17 protein-coding genes and 2 tRNA genes are annotated in these 18,550 nt (G+C 67.1%); 13 read left to right on the top strand and 6 right to left on the bottom strand.

The features are described 5' to 3' along the window. Window positions 1-99 precede the first annotated feature (99 nt). Window positions 100-1,086: a 3-methyladenine DNA glycosylase gene (locus LDO86_RS14625; RefSeq protein ID WP_026265731.1), complete on the bottom strand. Its 987-nt coding sequence runs from the start codon at window positions 1,084-1,086 to the stop codon at window positions 100-102. A 184-nt stretch (window positions 1,087-1,270) separates the two neighbouring features. On the opposite strand from LDO86_RS14625, the gene LDO86_RS14620 reads away from it, so the two are divergent. Continuing rightward, on the top strand, window positions 1,271-1,675 hold the full coding sequence (locus LDO86_RS14620) for a VOC family protein (protein ID WP_018769056.1): 405 nt from the start codon (window positions 1,271-1,273) through the stop codon (window positions 1,673-1,675). A 74-nt stretch (window positions 1,676-1,749) separates the two neighbouring features. On the opposite strand, the gene LDO86_RS14615 is transcribed toward LDO86_RS14620, so the two are convergent. After that, window positions 1,750-2,937, bottom strand: coding sequence for an SLC13 family permease (locus LDO86_RS14615; protein ID WP_018769057.1), 1,188 nt, complete (start codon window positions 2,935-2,937; stop codon window positions 1,750-1,752). Window positions 2,938-2,996: 59 nt separating this feature from the next. On the opposite strand from LDO86_RS14615, the gene LDO86_RS14610 reads away from it, so the two are divergent. The 5 genes from LDO86_RS14610 to LDO86_RS14590 all read left to right on the top strand — a co-directional run bounded on the left by LDO86_RS14610 (window position 2,997) and on the right by LDO86_RS14590 (window position 8,281). Continuing rightward, window positions 2,997-4,382 (top strand): cystathionine beta-synthase, encoded by a 1,386-nt coding sequence (locus LDO86_RS14610; protein ID WP_018769058.1) that lies wholly within the window; start codon window positions 2,997-2,999, stop codon window positions 4,380-4,382. 25 nt (window positions 4,383-4,407) lie between these two features. After that, entirely contained in the window at window positions 4,408-5,571 is a 1,164-nt protein-coding gene (locus LDO86_RS14605; RefSeq protein ID WP_018769059.1) for a cystathionine gamma-synthase, read from the top strand. A gap of 49 nt (window positions 5,572-5,620) precedes the next feature. Beyond that, window positions 5,621-6,127 (top strand): helix-turn-helix domain-containing protein, encoded by a 507-nt coding sequence (locus tag LDO86_RS14600; RefSeq protein WP_026265732.1) that lies wholly within the window; start codon window positions 5,621-5,623, stop codon window positions 6,125-6,127. Window positions 6,128-6,201: 74 nt separating this feature from the next. Next, complete coding sequence (locus LDO86_RS14595; RefSeq protein WP_224084487.1) at window positions 6,202-7,485, top strand: MFS transporter; 1,284 nt, start codon at window positions 6,202-6,204, stop codon at window positions 7,483-7,485. 25 nt (window positions 7,486-7,510) lie between these two features. Further along, a complete protein-coding gene (locus LDO86_RS14590) occupies window positions 7,511-8,281 on the top strand; it encodes an SDR family oxidoreductase (protein ID WP_018769062.1) in 771 nt (256 codons plus the stop codon). A gap of 103 nt (window positions 8,282-8,384) precedes the next feature. Here LDO86_RS14590 and LDO86_RS14585 read toward each other — a convergent pair whose 3' ends face one another. The 4 genes from LDO86_RS14585 to LDO86_RS14570 are packed head-to-tail and all read right to left on the bottom strand — an operon-like array spanning window position 8,385 to window position 12,950. Then, complete coding sequence (locus LDO86_RS14585; RefSeq protein WP_223992348.1) at window positions 8,385-9,590, bottom strand: acyl-CoA dehydrogenase family protein; 1,206 nt, start codon at window positions 9,588-9,590, stop codon at window positions 8,385-8,387. After that, window positions 9,587-11,080: an APC family permease gene (locus tag LDO86_RS14580; RefSeq protein ID WP_018769064.1), complete on the bottom strand. Its 1,494-nt coding sequence runs from the start codon at window positions 11,078-11,080 to the stop codon at window positions 9,587-9,589. Before LDO86_RS14580 ends, LDO86_RS14585 begins: the two co-directional genes overlap by 4 nt. A gap of 13 nt (window positions 11,081-11,093) precedes the next feature. Continuing rightward, on the bottom strand, window positions 11,094-12,305 hold the full coding sequence (locus LDO86_RS14575) for a glutathionylspermidine synthase family protein (protein WP_026265733.1): 1,212 nt from the start codon (window positions 12,303-12,305) through the stop codon (window positions 11,094-11,096). Window positions 12,306-12,308: 3 nt separating this feature from the next. Continuing rightward, a complete protein-coding gene (locus LDO86_RS14570; RefSeq protein ID WP_018769066.1) occupies window positions 12,309-12,950 on the bottom strand; it encodes a hypothetical protein in 642 nt (213 codons plus the stop codon). A 181-nt stretch (window positions 12,951-13,131) separates the two neighbouring features. Between LDO86_RS14570 and LDO86_RS14565 the strand changes: the two genes are divergently transcribed. From LDO86_RS14565 to yidC, 7 genes are all read left to right on the top strand, one after another. Then, window positions 13,132-13,785: an MOSC domain-containing protein gene (locus tag LDO86_RS14565; protein ID WP_018769067.1), complete on the top strand. Its 654-nt coding sequence runs from the start codon at window positions 13,132-13,134 to the stop codon at window positions 13,783-13,785. Window positions 13,786-14,180: 395 nt separating this feature from the next. Continuing rightward, window positions 14,181-16,238, top strand: coding sequence for a DEAD/DEAH box helicase (locus tag LDO86_RS14560; RefSeq protein ID WP_018769068.1), 2,058 nt, complete (start codon window positions 14,181-14,183; stop codon window positions 16,236-16,238). 295 nt (window positions 16,239-16,533) lie between these two features. Next, window positions 16,534-16,605, top strand: a tRNA-Thr gene (locus LDO86_RS14555). A gap of 60 nt (window positions 16,606-16,665) precedes the next feature. Continuing rightward, window positions 16,666-16,739 (top strand) — tRNA-Met (locus tag LDO86_RS14550). Window positions 16,740-17,077: 338 nt separating this feature from the next. Continuing rightward, window positions 17,078-17,326: a hypothetical protein gene (locus LDO86_RS14545; RefSeq protein WP_018769069.1), complete on the top strand. Its 249-nt coding sequence runs from the start codon at window positions 17,078-17,080 to the stop codon at window positions 17,324-17,326. 23 nt (window positions 17,327-17,349) lie between these two features. Then, a complete protein-coding gene (locus LDO86_RS14540) occupies window positions 17,350-17,541 on the top strand; it encodes a hypothetical protein (protein ID WP_018769070.1) in 192 nt (63 codons plus the stop codon). A 185-nt stretch (window positions 17,542-17,726) separates the two neighbouring features. Beyond that, window positions 17,727-18,515 carry a membrane protein insertase YidC gene (gene yidC, locus LDO86_RS14535; RefSeq protein WP_018769071.1) on the top strand — a complete coding sequence of 263 codons (789 nt, stop codon included), beginning with the start codon at window positions 17,727-17,729 and terminating at the stop codon, window positions 18,513-18,515. Window positions 18,516-18,550 lie beyond the last annotated feature (35 nt).

Genomic DNA, 18,550 nt, shown 5'->3' with positions numbered 1-18,550 from the left:
CCTCTCAATCGTGGTCCGGCCGTGCCTGGCTGGACGCCACACCGTAGCCTTACCCATCGCGGTCCGGATCAAGCACCCGTTGACCTGCCGTGGCAAGCCTCAGTGCCCCCGGTGGTCCTGGAGGGTCATCCGCGGGCCAAAAGTGGGCTTGCGGTAACCGGTGCTCTGGATCATCCGGACCACGCGCTGCCGGTGCCCCCGCCAGGGTTCCAGCAGCCGGAGCATCCCGGCGTCGTCCGTCCTGCGTCCGGTGAGCGCCGCCCCCACGTAGGCGGCGAGGTGGTAGTCGCCCACGGAGATCGAATCCGGGCAGCCGTGGGTGCGCTGCACAACCTCGGCGGCGGTCCATACCCCGATGCCCGGAATGACCTGCATCTTCCCGGCAGCTTCCGCGGCCGGCAGCGCGGCGAGCCGTTCAAGTGCGGCGGCGGAGCGCAGCGCGCGCATGACGGTGGCTGAGCGCTGGGGACCCACGCCGGCCCTGTGCCACTCCCAACTGGGAACCTGCAGCCACTGCGCTGCCGTTGGCGCCACCACCAGCCCGGCCGGGGTGGACGTACCGGCCCGGGGCGCCGGGGTTCCGTACCGGTGCACCAGATAGCGGTAGGCGCGCCGCGCCTCAATGACCGTCACCTTCTGCTCCAGGATGATCGGCACCAGCTGGTCCACCATGCGGCCGCTGGACGGCAGCCGCACCGCCAGGCTGCGCCGCCGGGCCTCCCGGACCATGTGGGGCAGTGTGGCATGGAAGGAGGGTTCGTCGAAACCCCGCCAGTCGTCGTCGTCCCCCAGGAGCCGGGGCGCTGCCCTGACGGCGGCCGCGGCACCGGGACCCCAGGCCTGGATGTCCACCAAGGGGCCGTCTGCTGCCTCGCCGCCCGCCGGGGCGAGCCGCATTGTTGCCGGACCGGCCGGCGTCGTAAACGCATTCCAGATAACGTCGCCTTGAACGCAGAAGGAAGGATCACTGTTGCCCCGCAGAAGAGGCGCAAGCGTGCGGGAAAGGCTGTACGGAGCCTCCGGATACCACCGCAGGGACACGTCCGCCGCGGCTGCCACCCGGGGAGGTGCCTCTGCGATCGTCATGCCTTCAATCGTCCCACGGACCACTGACAGCGGCGGGACAACCAGCCGGCCCATAAGCCAGCCGGGGGAGGAAAACGGCCGGAAGCAAAGGTAGAACGGCCCTAATTCCCCGCCCGGGCAAAACCTAGAATCCACCCTGTGGCGCGGAACAGACTGCGCCGCAACCCGACACGGCAGGAGGGCCATGATGGGCGGAGTGGTGCATTTCGAAATCCCCGCGGACGACCAGGACCGGGCCAGCAAGTTCTACCGGGAAGCCTTGGGCTGGCGGATCGAACCAGTGCCAGGGATGGACTACAGCATGGTCATCACCGCGGACATGGATGACAACGGCCAGCCAGTGGCCGCCGGTGCCATCAACGGGGGCATGATGGCCAGGGAGGGGGAGATCACCAACCCGGTGGTCACGGTGGACGTCCCGGACATCAATGCCACCCTCAAGAGGGTGGAGGAACTGGGTGGATCAGTGGTGGTACCGAAGAACGAAATTCCCGGCATGGGCTACACGGCCTACTTCAGGGATTCCGAGGGCAATGTGATGGGCCTCTGGGAGAATCTCCCGGCCGAAGGGGACGCCCAGCGCGGCTGACAGCCTTCGCTGTACGGTGCCGTTTCACGGGTGCCGGTCCGGGGCTGCCGTTTCACGGGTGCCGGTCCGGGGGTTCACAGTGTGCCGGAAACCAGCCACAGCGCCAGGACGGCCAGCGGCACCGTCAGCACCACGGCCACCAGGCCGGCCAGGGCGAACCCGCCCCACCGGATGGGGACGTTCAGCACCCGCAGCCGCTCATGCCAGAGCAGCGTGGCCAGCGACGCCCACGGAGTCACCAGCGGCCCAAGGTTCACTCCGATGAGCAGTGCCGCAAGCCTTGCCGGCGATCCCGCCACCGGTTCCAGTGCCAGGTAGGCGGGCAGGTTGTTGGCGGCGTTGGCGGCACCGGCGCCCAGCCCGGCCAGCTGCAGGAGCGCAGGCAGGCTCTCACCGGAACCGGCAACACCCGCCAGCAGTGCGGTCAGGCCGTGCGCGTGCAGTGCTTCCATGAGCATGAACAGGCCCACCGTCAGCATCAGCGGCCGCCATGGCACCATTGACCACCGCAGGACGGACGGCCGGCGGCGCAGGAAGACCACCAGGAGGAAGGCCGCGGCTGCCAGTGCCGGGTACTGCACCGGCACTCCGGACACCAGCGCAGGCAACAGGACCAGGAGCGTGACGGCAGCGGCCTTCAACAGGGTGCGGTCGCGGATGGGATGCGCAGGCTGCGGCCCGTATGTTCCGCGCAGGTCCCGCCGGAAAGCCAGCCACAACAGGACCAGGGGGACCAGAAGGCCCACCAGGGCAGGCGCCCACACCAGCCCCGCAAAACGCCAGGGGCTCAGGCCCAGCCGGTCCTGGGCCAGGAGGTTGGTGAGGTTGGAAACGGGAAGCAGCAGTGAAGCGGTATTGGCCAGCCAGATGCTGGTCAGCGCAAACGGCAGCGGCGGGATCCGGGCATGGACGGCCAGCAGGACCACCACGGGCGTCACCAGCACCGCCGTCGTATCCAGGGACAGGAACACGGTGGACACCGTGGCCACCGCCACCACCAGCAGCCACAGCTGGAAGACCCGGCCACGGCCCAGGGCCGCCAGCCTGTCCGTCACCACCCGGAACAGTCCTGCCTCGTCCACCAGTTCGGTGACCAGGGACATGGCCAGCACGAAGGCCAGGATGGGAATGGTCCGGGAAGAAAGCTCCCCGAACGCGGGCAGGGGGAGCGCACCGAGTGCCAGGGTGGCTATACCTGCTGCCAGCGTTCCGCCGGGCAGCAGGTAGCTCCGGGCGGCTTTCAGCCATGCGAACTGCTTCACCGGCCTATCCTCGCATCCCGCACCGGGGCGGGCGCGCAGGAAGCGGTAGCTTAGTACCTATGAAGTACGCCCAGTCCATCCTGGACCTCATCGGCAATACCCCGCTCATCAAACTCAACCACGTGACCGACGGCCTCAAGGCCACCATCCTGGTCAAACTTGAGTACCTGAATCCGGGCGGATCCATCAAGGACCGCATCGCCGCGCAGATGATCGAGGACGCCGAGCGCGAGGGCAAGCTGAAGCCCGGCGGCACCATTGTGGAGCCCACCTCCGGCAACACCGGCGTGGGCCTGGCCCTGGTGGCGCAGCAGAAGGGCTACAAGTGCATCTTCGTGGTCCCGGACAAGGTGGGCGAGGACAAGCGTGCGGTGCTGCAGGCGTACGGCGCGGAAGTGGTGGTCACGCCCACCTCCGTTCCGCCGGACAGCCCGCAAAGCTACTACGGCGTCTCGGACCGCATCACCCGGGAGACGCCGGGCGCCTACAAGCCGGACCAGTTCTCCAATCCCGCCGCCCCGGGCAGCCACTACAAGACCACCGGCCCGGAGATCTGGCGCGATACCGACGGCAAGGTAACGCACTGCGTTATCGGCGCGGGCACGGGCGGCACCATCACCGGCACCGGGCGGTACCTCAAGGAGGTTTCGGCGGACCGGCCGGAGTCCGACGGCGGCGTGGTCAAGATCATCGGCGCGGACCCCGCGGGCTCGGTCTACTCCGGCGGGACCGGGCGCCCCTACTTCGTGGAGGGCGTTGGCGAGGACATGTGGCCGGCTAACTACGACAAGTCGGTCCCGGACGAGGTGATCGCCGTCAGCGACGCCGATTCCTTCGCCATGACCCGCCGGCTGGCGCGGGAGGAGGGACTGCTGGTGGGCGGCTCCTCCGGGATGGCCGTGGTAGCCGCGCTGCAGGCGGCCCGGGACCTGCCGGAAAGCGCCGTCGTCGTGGTCATCCTCCCAGACTCAGGACGCGGCTACCTGGCCAAGATCTTCAACGACCAGTGGATGCGCTCCTATGGTTTCCTCTCCGGCGGCGAGGAAACCTCCGTGGGGGAGGTCATCAAGTCCAAGAACGGCGAACTGCCGGACCTGGTGCACATCCACCCCAACGAGTCTGTCCGCGACGTCATCAACATCATGAACGAGTTCGGCGTCAGCCACATCCCGGTCCTGTCCCAGGAACCGCCCGTGGTCATGGGCGAGGTCCTCGGCGCCGTGGACGAGCGCACACTGACTGCCAAACTGTTCCGGGGCGAGGCCAAGCTGACGGACAAGATCTCCGAGCATATGGGACCCAAGCTGCCCGTCATCGGATCGCTGGAAACCATCTCTGCCGCCAGGGAACTGCTGTCTGACACGGACACCCTGATGGTCACGTTCGTGGGTGCGCCCGTTGGCATCCTCACCCGGCACGACCTGCTGGCCTACCTCAGCAACTGATCTGCGTTACCCGCAAAGGAGCACCATGTCCCTGCCTGAAAACCAAGGTTTCAACACCCGCGCCGTCCACGCCGGCCAGGACTTCGAGCCCCGCACCGGAGCCGTGGTGCCGCCGCTGCACTTCAGTTCCACCTATGCCCAGGACGGGATCGGGGGACTGCGCAGCGGCTACGAATACGGGCGCGGCGGAAACCCCACCCGGGACGCGCTGCAGGAACAGCTCGCGTCGCTGGAACTGGGCACCTCCGCCTACAGCTTCAGCTCCGGCCTGGCCGCGGAGGACGCCCTGATCCGCGCGCTGACCCGCCCCGGGGACCACATCGTGCTGGGCAATGACGCCTACGGTGGCACGTACCGGCTGATCAGCCGGGTGCTCGGCGACTGGGGAATTGGCAACACCCCCGTGGACATGGCCAACCTGGACATGGTCCGCGACGCCGTGGCCTCCCATAAGACCCGCTTCCTGTGGGTGGAGACACCCTCCAATCCGCTGATGAAGATCACCGACATCGCAGCGCTCGCGGACATAGCGCACGACGCCGGGGCCCTCCTGGTGGTCGACAACACCTTCGCGTCCCCCTACCTGCAGACCCCGCTCGCCCTGGGTGCGGACGTGGTGGTCCACTCCACCACCAAGTACATCGGCGGCCACTCCGACGTGGTGGGCGGCGCCGTCGTGGTGAAGGACGCCGAACTGGCGGAAAAGATCGGCTTCGTCCAGTTCGCCGTGGGCGCCGTGTCCGGGCCCATGGACGCCTTCCTGACCACCCGCGGACTGAAGACCCTGGGCGTCCGCATGGACCGGCACAGCGAGAACGGGCAGGCCGTGGCGGAGTGGCTGCTGGAACGCCCGGAGGTTGAGGCCGTCCTGTATCCGGGCCTGCCCAGCCACCCCGGCCATGAGCTCGCCAAAAAGCAGATGCGGAAGTTCGGCGGCATGGTCTCGGTGCAGTTCAAGGGCGGTGAGGCGGCGGCCCGGAAGGTGGCGGAGTCCACGTCCGTGTTCACGCTCGCCGAATCCCTGGGCGGGATCGAGTCGCTGATGAACTACCCCTCCGAGATGACCCACGCGTCCGTCAAGGGCACCGAGCTGGCCGTCCCGGTCAACCTGCTGCGGCTGTCCTGCGGCATCGAGGACGTGGAGGACCTGATCGCGGACCTGGACCAGGCGTTCTCGGCCATCCCGTAACCACGAAAGGGTCTGGCTTTCTTGAGGAAAGCCAGCTAGGGTTTTCCCTATGCCTCTTCGATCCGACTGGTCCCAACGCAGCTGCAGCATGGCCCGCGGCCTGGACATCCTGGGCGACCCCTGGAGCATCCTGGTGCTGCGCGAGGTCTTCTTTGGGAATGGCCGCTTCGACGCCATGAAAAGCCGGCTGGAAGTGGCGGACTCGGTGCTCACCAAACGCCTGGCAGGCCTGGTTGAGTCCGGGCTGCTGGCCAGGAAGGCCTACGACGACGGCGGCCGCACACGCCAGGAGTACGTCCTCACCCCCAAGGGTGAGGACGCCCTGCCGGTGCTGAACGCGGTCACCATCTGGGCGGAAAAACACCTGCCCGCGCCGTCGGACCAGGCCCACCTTTACGTGATCCACACCGGCTGCGGGAAACCCACAACCTCGGCGGACACCTGCACCGAATGCGGCGCGCGGCTGACGGCGGCCAACACCAGCTGGCACAGCCGGTCCAGGTCCGATCAACCCATCCGGCTGTCCACCGCATCCGGGAAGGGAGCGGCATCGTGAGCACCCTGCCCGAGGAAACGGCCGGAACTCCCTCGCAGACCACCGTTCTTCAGGCCCCCGGACCTCGACGCCGCCTGCACCCGGCCTGGATCGTCGCCGCCGTGGCATTCCTTGCCTTGGTTGGGGCAGCCGGATTCCGGGCCGCCCCGGGCGTCCTCATGGTGCCGCTCCAGCAGGAGTTCGGCTGGTCCACCACCGTGCTCTCGGCGGCCGTCAGCATCAACCTGGTGCTGTTCGGCCTCACGGCTCCGTTTGCCGCCGCCCTGATGGAGCGGTTCGGCATCCGGGCCGTCACATCAACAGCCCTGGTCCTGATCGGCATGGGCAGCGCGCTGACCGTGCTGGTCAACCAGTCATGGCAGATCCTCCTCACCTGGGGGCTGCTGATCGGGCTCGGCACCGGCTCCATGGCACTGGTCTTCGCCGCCACCATCGCCAACACGTGGTTTACGAAAAACCGGGGCCTGGTCATCGGCATCCTGACGGCCGGCAGCGCCGCCGGCCAGCTGGTCTTCCTGCCCTTCATCGCCCTCCTCGCGCAGGATCCCGGGTGGCGCCAGGCCTCCCTGCTGATCGCTGCCGGGGCGCTTGCCGTGGTCCCGCTGGTGCTGAAGTTCCTCAAGAACTCGCCGGCCGACGTCGGGGTGCTGCCCTACGGCGCGGAAGGGCCAGCCATTGAAGAACAGGCTGGTTCCCAGGCAGCGGCTCCGGAAGGCGCCCCGCGCAGCAACGCTGCCGTCCGGGCGCTCCAGGTCCTCAAGCGCGCCAGCAGGGTGCGCACGTTCTGGGCGCTCGCGGCCGGTTTCGCCATCTGCGGCGCCACCACCAACGGCCTGATCGGCACCCACTTCATCCCCTCCGCCCATGACCACGGCATGCCCGAAACCACGGCCGCGGGCCTGCTGGCCGTCGTCGGAATCTTCGACATTATCGGGACCATCGCCTCGGGCTGGCTGACGGACCGCTTCAACCCCCGCGTCCTGCTCGCCGTCTACTACCAGTTCCGCGGCATCGGGCTGCTGGTGCTGCCGCTGCTGCTGAATGCAGACGTGCAGCCCAGCATGATCGTGTTCGTGGTGATCTACGGATTGGACTGGGTGGCCACCGTTCCGCCCACGGCCGCCATCTGCCGTGAAACGTTCGGTGCTGACGGCAGTGTGGTGTTCGGATGGGTCTTCGCCGCCCACCAGCTGGGCGCCGCCGCGGCGGCCATCGCGGCCGGGGCCCTGCGGGATGCCACCGGCCACTACACCTACGCCTGGTTGGGAGCCGCAGCCATGTGCACCATCGCTGCGGTCATCAGTGCCACCATCCGCCGGCACCACAGTTCGCGGGAAGCGGAGCCGGCAGCGGCTTGATCTGGGGCGCGGCTAGGCTGGTCGGATGGAACCCGTCGCACCCGCCCCTGTCCGTCCCGTTGCCCTGGTCACCGGTGTGGGACGGCTTGCCGGAATCGGTGCCGGCATTGCCCGGCAGCTCGCTGCGGACGGCTGGGACCTGGCCCTGTCCTACTGGGCCGACTACGACGCCCGCATGCCGTGGGGGAGCGAACCCGAGGACGTGGTCCGCCTCACGGCCGAGCTGGAAGCGATTGGAGCCAAGGTCCAGGTCCTGTCGGCAGACCTCCAGGATCCCGGCGTCCCGGACAGGCTGGTGGCCGAGGCCGGGCAGCTGGCGGGCCCGCTTCAGGGCCTGGTGCTCAGCCACGCTGAATCGGTGGATTCGGGCGTGCTGGACACCAGTATCGAATCCTTTGACCGCCACTTCGCCGTCAACACACGCGCCAGCTGGCAGCTGATCGCCGCCTTTGCGCGGCAGGCACCGGACGACGGCGGCGCGATCGTTGCGCTGACCAGTGACCATACGGCGTTCAACCTTCCGTACGGTGCCTCGAAGGGTGCCCTGGACCGGATCGTCATCGCCGCCGCCCGCGAGCTGGGTCCGCAGGGGATCTCGGCCAACGTGCTCAACCCGGGGCCGGTGGACACCGGCTGGATGTCCCCGGAGGTCCGCCGGGAGCTCACCGCGCGCCAGCCCACCGGGAGGCTCGGCACCCCGGCCGATGTCGCCGGCACCGTCGCGTTCCTCCTGTCCCCGGCCGGCCGCTGGGTATCCGGGCAGCTGATCAAGGCCGACGGCGGCTTCTCGGCCTGAGTGCCCTGCACCCCCTTCGCGCCGCGCCCTCCCAACTGACTCGCAGTAGATGCCGTTTTGGGCCCCCAAAACGGCATCTACTGCTAGCTGGTTGGGGGAGGGGTCAGTGAAAGGCGTCCAGGCCGGTGATGTGCCGGCCAAGGATCAGGGTGTGCACCTCGTCCGTGCCCTCATAGGTGCGGACCGACTCCAGGTTCGCGGCGTGCCGCAGCGGTGAATAGTCCGTGGTGATGCCGTTGCCGCCCAGGATGGACCGCGCCTCCCGGGCCACGGCAATCGCCTCGCGGACGTTGTTCAGCTTGGCCAGCGAAATCTGCTCCGGCCGGATGCTTCCGGCGTCCTTCAGCCGGCCCAGGTGCAGCGCCAGCAGGGTGCCCTTCTGGATTTCCACCAGCATGTTCACCAGCTTCTCCTGCGTGAGCTGGTAGCCGGCCAGCGGCCTGCCGAACTGCAGCCGCTCCTGCGAGTACGCCAGGGCGGCTTCGTAGGAATCCCGGGCGGCGCCCATGGCACCCCAGGCGATGCCGTACCGGGCCTCGTTCAGGCAGGTGAACGGCCCACGCAGCCCCCGCGCTCCCGGGAGCAGGGCCTCGGGACCCAGCCGGACGTCGTCGAACACCACATCGCACTGGATGGAGGCGCGCATGGACAGCTTCTGCCGGATAGGCGTGGCAGTCACGCCGGGGGTGCCCGCCGGAACAAGGAAGCCGTGGACGCCGTCGTCCGTCATGGCCCAGACGACCATCACCCCGGCCACTGAGGCGAGCCCGATCCAGCGCTTGGCACCGTTGAGCACCCAGCCGGCGTCATCCCCGCTGCCGTCCCGCTCCGCGAAAGTGGCCATGGAGGCGGGATCTGAACCCGCCGTTGGCTCGGTCAGGGCGAAGCACCCGATGACCTCCCCGGCCGCCATCCGGGGCAGCCACTCCTGCTTCTGCTCCTCGGATCCCCAGGTATGGATGGCCGTCATGGCCAGCGAGCCCTGGACGGACACGAAGGTGCGGATGCCGGAATCGCCGGCCTCCAGCTCCATGGCCGCCAGGCCGTATTCGACGGCGGACCGGCCCGGGCAGCCATAGCCGTCCAGGTGCATCCCCAGGACGCCCAGCTCACCCAGTTCCGTCGCGAGGTCGAGGGGAAAGACGGCGTCCTCATACCAGCGGGCGATGTCCGGTTTGATCCGCTGCCGGGTGAAGTCGCGGACCTTTTGCCGGAGCTCCAGTTCGTCCGCGGACAGCAGGGAGTCGAGGTCCAGGACATCGGACGGGCCCGCGGTCACGGCTTCACCCGGCATTTTTTCACCAGTCATTTCTTCACCTGGAAGTATCTGCGGGTGGACGGCATGAAACGGCACGCGGCCGCGAGGACCACGCCCAGCGCCAGCAGCAGCACCCCGCTCACAAAGGCGCCGCCGACACCGAAGATTTGGGTGTCGCCGTACGCCGGGTCCCACATCTGGACCGCCGAGATGAAGAAGGCGGCGGTCAGGAGCAGCGCGCCGGCGAGGGGGAGGATGCCGCGGAACCAGAGGTTGCGCGCCGATGCCCGCAGGGTTCCGCGGAAGTACCAGAAACAGGCGAAGCCGGTCAGGGCGTAGTAGAACGCGATGAAAAGGCTGATGGCACTGATGGAGTCCGCCAGCAGGTTCTCGCTCAGGAAGCTCATGGCCACGTAGTAGGCCGCGGCGGCGCCTCCCATCACCTGGGTGGAAAATCCCGGGGTCTGATTGCGCGGATGCACCTCTGCGAACTTTGCCGGCAGCGCGCCGTGGACCCCCATGGAGAGGGTCCCGCGGGCCGTGGGCAGGATGGTGGTCTGGGTGGAGGACAGCACCGAGGCAAGAACCGCGACGACGATCAGCCAGCCCCACGGGCCCAGCACCACGTCCTTCATGGCCAGGAACACATCGTCCTGGTTGGCCTCGTTGCCCAGGCCGATTCCTTCCGAGCCCACGGTGGCGTACATCATCACCAGCAGTGCCACGGAAACGTAGATTGCCACCAGGACGAACGCCGAGATCACGGCGCCGCGGCCGGGTGTGGTGGACGGGTTCTCGGTCTCCTCGTTCACGGCCAGGCAGGTGTCCCAGCCCCAATAGATGAACAGGGCAAGGAGGGCGCCGTGTACTACGGCGCCGGGGTCGGTAAAGGCGCCGGCCGGGTTGAACCATTCCAGGTCAAAGGCCTGCCCTTCCGGTGCCCCGCCCACGATCCGCACCACGATGGCCAGTGCGAAAATGCCCAGCGCAATGTACTGCACGTAGGTCAGCACGCGCTGGACGTGCTCGCCGAGCCGGATCCCGCGGTAGTTCACCAAGGTCATGAGGATGATGAACAGCAGCCCCGTGCCGGTGACCAGCAAGGTGTTCTCCGCCAGCGATCCGTCGCCCACCAGCAGCCAAAGATACTTCCCCGCTACCTGGGCGAGGTTGGCCAGGACCACGATTCCGGCCAGGGCCACGCCCCAGCCGCCCAGCCAGCCTGCCCAGGGGCCGAAGGCCTGGCGGGACCAGGTGAAGGTGGTGCCGCAGTCCGGGATGGCGCTGTTCAGCTCGCGGAACGCGTAGGCGATGAACAGGACCGGGATGAAGCCCAGCAGCAGGATCAGGGGAGTGTAGTTGCCGTTGACTGCAACGATCAGGCCCAGGGTGGCGGCGAGGGAGTACACCGGCGCGGTGGAGGCCAGCCCCAGCATCACGGAGTCGCCCAGGTCCAGGATGCCGGCCCGCAGTCCCTTGGCCGGCACGGTGGTGCCGGTCCCGCGCCCGGGGCCGCCCGTCGTCGTCATGTCCGTGCTCATGCTGTCACCGGTTTCATAGAACGATTCCTGCCTTGGTGGAGTCCGCCACCGCCGAAAGCGGCGCCGGCGCGTCAATGGTGTTGGGGACGAAGCGGCAGAAGTAGTCCGTGACCGGCCCGTCCGATTCCCGGATGCCGCAGCCCACGGACTCGCCGTCCACCACCCAGAGGCCCAGCACCGGATGGTTGCCGTCGAAGTCCGGCAATGGGTGGTACTGCTGGTAGCACCAGCCCTCCCGCCCGTAGCCGCCGGGCTGCTCCAGGCTGATCCCGTCCGCGTGGATCCGGATGTTGTCGCCTTCACGGCCGTGGAGGGGCTTGCCCACCCACTCCTTCAGCGGCCCCGGATCCGTGAGGTACGCGGGCAGCAGGTTGGGATGGCCGGGGTACAGATGCCACAGGGCGGCCAGCAGGGCCTTGTTGGAGAGGAGCATCTTCCAGGCGGGTTCCACCCAGCGCGGGTTGTGCGCCCGCTCCAGCAGGCGGGGCCCGAACTCCTCCTTCATCATCAGCTCCCAGGGATAGAGCTTGAAGATGGTGTTGATCAGGAAGTTGTCCAGGTCCACGAAGCGGTTCAGGTTGGGGTCCCAGCCGATATCGGACATGTTGATCCCGATGGTGGTCCACCCCGCCTGGCCGGCGACGTCGCGCATGTACGCGGCGGTCATCCAGTCCTCGCCGGATTCCTCCACCTCGGAGTGGGCCACGTGGAGGGTGCTCATGCCGGTGCGGTACTGGAATTTCTTCCACTGCCGGATGAGGGCCTCGTGGATGCCGTTCCACTGGTCCTTCTCCGGAAACACGTCCTGGAGCCAGAACCATTGGGCGACGGCGGCCTCGATGAGTCCGGTGGGGGTGTCGGCGTTGTATTCGAGCATCTTGGCCGGCCCGCCCCGGCCGTCGTAGATGAAGTCGAACCGGCCGTAAACATCCACGTCGCCGGCCTGCAGCGATGCGGCCGCCAGTTCCAGTGCCTGGGGGCCGATGCCGATGCTGCCCATGGCCCCGGTGGCCAGGAACTTCGCGGCTTCCAGGCACATCCGGTGCATTTCCTCGGCCGCCACTTCAAGGGTCTCCACCTCGTCCATGGTGAACTCGTAGTACGCGGATTCGTTCCAGTACTCGATCCGGCGCCCGTCGTCCATGGTGGTGGTGGAGAACACCAGGCCCTGCTCTTCGATCTTCTGCTTCCAGCCCGGCCGGGGTTCGGACAACATCCTCTTCATCCGTCAGCCCCCCGAGACCTTGCCGCCGCCACCGCTTGAGCCGCTCTTGGCGCTGGAGCCGAAGCCGCCGCGGCTGACCGTGCCGCCCTGGCTGCTGTACCCCGTGGAGGCTTTTGCGCCGCTGGGGACGGTCCGCGTGTAGTTGGGCGCGGTGGACCGGTTCTGGCCAATGGGCGGAACACTTGCCCCGCGGGAGTAGAAGTACCAGGCGTAGATGCCGCCCCCGCGGCCCGCAGAGCTATCGCAGTTGGTGTCCGGCACGCGCTCGCCGGTTTCGTCGTTGAAGCACACCTGCGCGTACTCGGGATCATCCTCATTGCTGGCCACCACGGCTGTGATGGTCCCGGCCAGGAGGGCTGTCACGCCCAGGCCCACCACCACGGTGCGCCGCTGGGAACGCTTCTTCCGTGCGGCCGCGTCATTGAGCTGCTTTTCCCGCTCCCGCGCGAACGGATCGACAGGGGTGACCGGTTCATTGAGGAGTTCGGGGCGCAGGTCCGGCTTGGGGACCTGCCAGGGCGGAGGCTTGGCGGTGCTGCTGCCGGTTCCCGGTTGCGGCCGGCCGGACGCGCCGTGCTGCGCCTCGGAAGCGTTGTCCGGCTCCTTGCTGGGATCCTCGTTCGGGTCCATGGTGTTTGAATCCACAGCGTCCCCTTCAGTTGTCCACGTGAATTGGGCACAGCGCTGCACCCCCAATTGCAATCCTCGGATCAGCGTAATCCCTGGGCAGGCCTGCTGCGAGCAAAACCGCGCTCGACGGCAGGGGAGAACTGCCCATCCCCGCGCCGCAGGGAGCCCGCCGCGGGGGAACCCTAGACTGGATGCCATGGAATCTGGTTCTGTCCTTGCTGTCTGCCGCGTCCACCAGCTCATCGCGGACCAGGGAAACGTTGGCGTGACGGCCATCGACAAGCGCCCGGCGGACGGCCCGGTGAAGGTCCACAAGCTGGGCCTGCGCGGAGACATCCAGGCCAACCGGGTGCACCACGGCGGAGAGGACCAGGCCGTCTACGCCTATTCCCAGGCCGACGCCGACTTCTGGGCGCGCACCCTGGGACGCGAACTGCCGCCGGGCATGTTTGGTGAGAACCTGCGGGTGGCCGGCATCGAAGCCACCCACGCCGTCATCGGGGAGCGCTGGAAGGTGGGGGCCGACGTCGAACTCGAGGTCACCTCCCCGCGCGTCCCCTGCGCCACGTTCCAGCGCCGGATGAAGGAACCGCAGTGGGTGAAGCGGTTCACCGAGGAGGGGCGGGTGGGGACCTACCTGCGCGTCATTCGCACCGGCAGCATCCGCGCCGGCGACCCCATCCAGCGGACCTTCGTGCCGCGCCACGGCATCACGATCGGCCAGTGGTTCAGTGAGCCGGACGCGGAGGTCATCGAGGCGCTCCGCAATGCAGAGGCCGACGGCGAGATCCGGCTCCAGGACGAATACCACACAAAGTTTGGGCTGCTGCTGCGGCGGCTGGGGCAGTAGCATCCCTGCCCGGGGCGGGCTGTGTGCGCAAGCTCACCGCCGCCGTCGGGCATTGAATTGGCGGTCAATGGCGTCCGTACCTTACACTTGAAATATCCCCCACTCCGGAAATCCCTTATTCCTGCCCAATTTTTGAGGCAGGACTGGCAAGTGTTGGGGCCCGCACAAGCGATGCGGGCATTTTCATAGGGAGAGCCGGCTAAAGAAAACGCTGTACAGACTGCTGGGATAGCAGCCAAGAGATGCAGCGCGAAGTCCTGCCACGGGATTGCGAAAGCGCCGGACTTCTGTGACCGGCCGGTCAACGTTTGCCCGGCATCATCGGCACGCGTACTGCGGCTCCGCTCACCTCGGGTAGTGCCGCCTGGCCCCCTATGGATGAGGAATATCCCCCTATGCCCGAAAACCAGAACGAAACCACCGCCGTTGTTGAGGATGCCCCCGTGGCTCCCGCCGCCGAGGCTCCTGCAACCGCTCCCGCCGCCGAGGCTCCTGCCGCTGCGGACGCCCCTGCCGCTGAGGCAGAAGAAAACACCGTGAAGTTCGCCGACCTTGGCATCGACGGCCGCGTCCTGGCCGCCCTGCAGGACGTTGGCTACGAAAAGCCTTCCCCCATCCAGGCAGCAACCATCCCGCTGCTGCTTGAAGGCCGCGACGTCGTGGGCCTCGCCCAGACCGGCACCGGTAAGACTGCAGCATTCGCAGTACCGGCACTGTCCCGCCTGGCCGAGCTCCACGACCTCAACGGCCCGTCCCGCAAGACCCAGGCCCTGGTCCTGGCACCCACCCGCGAGCTGGCCCTCCAGGTGGCCGAGGCCTTCACCTCCTACGCCAAGCACATCGACGACTTCACCGTCCTGCCCGTCTACGGCGGCTCCGCCTACGGGCCCCAGCTGGCCGGCCTGCGCCGCGGCGCCCAGGTGGTTGTTGGTACCCCCGGCCGCGTGATCGACCACATCTCCAAGGGTTCCCTGGACCTGTCCGAACTCCAGTACCTGGTGCTGGACGAGGCCGACGAGATGCTGCGCATGGGCTTCGCCGAGGACGTTGAGCAGATCTTCCAGCAGACGCCGTCGGACCGCCAGGTGGCACTGTTCTCCGCCACCATGCCGAGCCAGATCCGCCGCATGTCCAAGCAGTACCTGAACGATCCCGCCGAGATCTCCGTCAAGTCCAAGACCACCACCGGTGCCAACACCCGCCAGCGGTACCTGCAGGTCATGGGCCCGCACAAGCTCGACGCCATGACCCGCATCCTCGAGGTGGAAGACTTCGACGGCGTCATCGCCTTCGTGCGCACCAAGATGGCCACCGAGGACCTTGCTGACAAGCTGAAGTCCCGCGGTTTCCAGGCCGCCGCCATCAACGGTGACATCCCGCAGCAGCAGCGCGAGCGGACCGTCGACGCGCTGAAGGAAGGCCGCATCGACATCCTGGTGGCCACCGACGTCGCCGCCCGTGGCCTTGACGTGGAACGCATCAGCCACGTCATCAACTACGACATCCCGCACGACACCGAGTCCTACGTGCACCGCATCGGCCGTACCGGCCGTGCAGGCCGTTCCGGTGACGCCATCCTGTTCATGACGCCGCGGGAGAAGTACCTGCTGCGTTCCATCGAAAAGGCCACCCGCCAGCCGGTGGAGCAGATGCACCTGCCCACGGCCGAGACCGTCAACACGCTGCGCCTGGGCAAGTTCGCCGAGCGCATCACCGAGACCCTCGCCTCCGAGGACGTCGCGGCGTTCCGGGACCTCATCGCCTCCTACGAGGAGGAGCACAACGTTCCCGCAGCAGAAATCGCTGCCGCCCTTGCCGTGATGGCGCAGGGCGGGCAGCCGCTGCTGGTCAAGGAACTGCCTGCCGCTCCTGAATTCCAGAAGCGCGAGCGCTCCAAGGACGGCTTCGGCTCACGTGGGCCGACCCGTGCGCTGACCGAGGGCAATGCCACCTACCGGATCGCGGTGGGACGCCGCCAGCGCGTCATGCCCGGCTCCATCGTGGGCGCCATTGCCAACGAAGGCGGCATCTCCTCCGCGCAGATCGGCGGCATCGACATCCGCTCGGACCACTCCCTGGTGGAGCTGCCCGCGGACCTGAGCCCCGACCAGCTGAAGGCCCTGTCCCGCACGCGGATCGGCGGCGAGCTGATCCACCTCGAACTGGACAACGGCCGCAAGCCGTCCGGTGACCGCGGCGCCTACCAGGGCAGCCGCGGCGGCGACCGGGGAGGCAACTTCAAGGGCAACGGCGGGTTCAAGAAGGAATTCCGCAAGAACGACGGCGAGCGGTCCTCCGCTGACCGCGGCGGCCGTTCGTACAGCGAGCGCTCCTTCAGCGACCGCGGCCAGTCGGGCGACTCCCGCTTCGGCGGCCACGGCGACGGCTCCCGCAAGCCCCGCAGCGGCAGCGAGGGCGGGCACCGCGACTTCAACCGCAAGGGCAAGTGGTAAACCCCCGGCGTTGAGGAATTGACGACGGCGATGGGCCGGCTTTCGAGCCGGCCCATCGGCGTTTAACCGCACGGGTGTGGGACTCGCCACATTCGGGCTTCGGCACGGTGGCGAGGGGCCCTGGGAAGGCGCCTGCCGCCGTCGTCCGCCCTGCTTCCCATCACCCCTCCAGCCCCGGAATTCCGCGGAAAAACACGCTTCCGCAGCCCGGAAAAGCACTTGCCCGACCGTCCGGAAGGGGCTCCGGGCGCCGATTTGTTGGTGCGTAAATCTTCCGGTAGAGTATTTACTCGTTGCCCCCCTAGCTCAGTGGTAGAGCGCGTTCTTGGTAAGAACGAGGTCACCGGATCGATTCCGGTGGGGGGCTCTGAATGAGGGCCTGCGTCAAGGCGGTTTGACCGGCTTGACGCAGGTTTTTCTCATTCGTGGCGGTGTAGCTCAGTTGGTTAGAGCGCACGACTCATAATCGTGAGGTCGGGAGATCGAGCCTCCCCACCGCTACAGGCTAAGCCCCCGGGATCCATGGATCCCGGGGGCTTTTCTGTTTGCTGCAAGTCCATCCATCTCTAGCGGCGTCTCGACTTCAAGGCACTTATCTAAGCGGCCGGTGTTGACTGCTCAGCATGCTTACTATTAGGTTGGACTGAGCAGAAAAGTGGCATATGTCACGCCATATTAGGGCCCGTCAGGGCACAACAGGCTGCTTGGCCTGTAGATAAAGTACCCAGCCGCTGGCTTTGACTCCCCAGCTGCTGGACGAGGCGGGTGGTTCCTTACGGCGGCCGCCCGCCTCACCACACCAGGAAGCTCCGTGGACGCCCTATTGGGAAGGTGGAAGCATGGGCACTACGTCATCTGACGGGCACGAGGGCTGGATTCTGCCTTGGTGGGGCTTCATCCTCGGCTTATGCCTGCTTATTCCAACCCTGGTGCGGTTCGATTGGGAAGGCTGGACCGGGGTCGATATTTTTTTCGTGGCAACAGGCACGGTTCTGGTCATCGCCTGCGTGAGCAGGCTTGGGATCATCCTGAGCCGTGCGCGGCACTATCGGGTGAAATCAGAAACTGAAGGGCGTGACGCTCTGTAGGCCCCGCAGGTCGAGATTGAGCCATGTCGTTCACCTACTTATCGATTTCTGCCGCGATTATCGTGGCCTCGCTGGTGCTGTACGATCAGTGGCTCATGGCAGACCAGCGGGGCAAAACCAGGCAGTACAAGAAGACACGCCTGATCAGCATGTGGATCGGCTTAGCCATGGGTGCTGCCTTCCTCTTCCTCTTCCTTTTCGTCCAAACAGACTGAAGATTCATCCTGCATGTCCCACACATGGGGCGGAGGGGCCGCTGAACGTCCTGTCTGCCCCCTTGGCCTTCCCCACACCAATACCTGTCTGCGGCGGCCAAGCCCCCGGAATCCGCAAGGTTCCGGGGGCTTTCCTGTTTCCCGGATCCGCAGTAGCTTGGCAGCAATTGGCGGACGGGGGATCGGTGGACTTTTTCACGGCGGTGATGCAGCCGTTCCGGTGGCTGGTGTCCGCCGTCATGGTGGCTTTCCACGACGGGCTGGCCGCCGTGGGCATGCCGGCGGCGGGCGGCTGGACCTGGACGCTGTCCATCATCGGGCTGGTCCTGGTCATCCGCGCAGCACTAATCCCGGTGTTCCTGGCCCAGGTGAGGGCCCAGCGCAGGATGCGGCTCCTGCAGCCGGACCTGAAGGAGCTCCAGGACAGGTACAAGGGCAGGACAGACCCTGCGTCCCGGCAGGCCATGGCCCAGGAACAGATGGCCCTCTACAAAAAGCACGGCACCAACCCGTTCTCTGCGTGCCTGCCGCTGTTGATCCAGGCACCGTTCTTCCTGGCGCTTTTCCAGGTGCTGTCCGGAATTTCCAACGCCTCGCGGCAGGGCGAAGGCATGGGCGTGATGGGACACGACCAGGTGGTCCAGTTCGATTCCTCCAGCATCTTCGGGGCACCACTGTCCTCCTCCCTGCAGCACGGCGCAGGCGACCCGGCCGCCGTGGCTGTGCTCGCCGTCGTCATGATCCTGGTGATGATCGCCAGCCAATTCCTGACGCAGAAACTTGTGGCCTCACGGACCATGGACGGCCAAGACAGCGACAGTCTCCTGATGCGCCAGCAGCAAGTCCTGCTGTACGTCCTGCCCGTGGTCTTCGGCGTGGGCGGGATCTTCTTCCCCATCGGAGTCCTGGTCTACTGGACGGTTTCCAACCTCTGGACGCTGGGCCAGCAGTTCATGGTGTCGCGGCAGCAGTAAGGCTTTGCCGGATGCTGCGGTCCTAGCCTTGTTCG

The organism is Arthrobacter sp. StoSoilB19 (assembly GCF_019977275.1).
Classification (GTDB): Bacteria; Actinomycetota; Actinomycetes; order Actinomycetales; family Micrococcaceae; genus Arthrobacter.
Note: the sequence above shows the minus strand (reverse complement) of the source record. Positions and strands in the feature narration are given on the sequence as shown.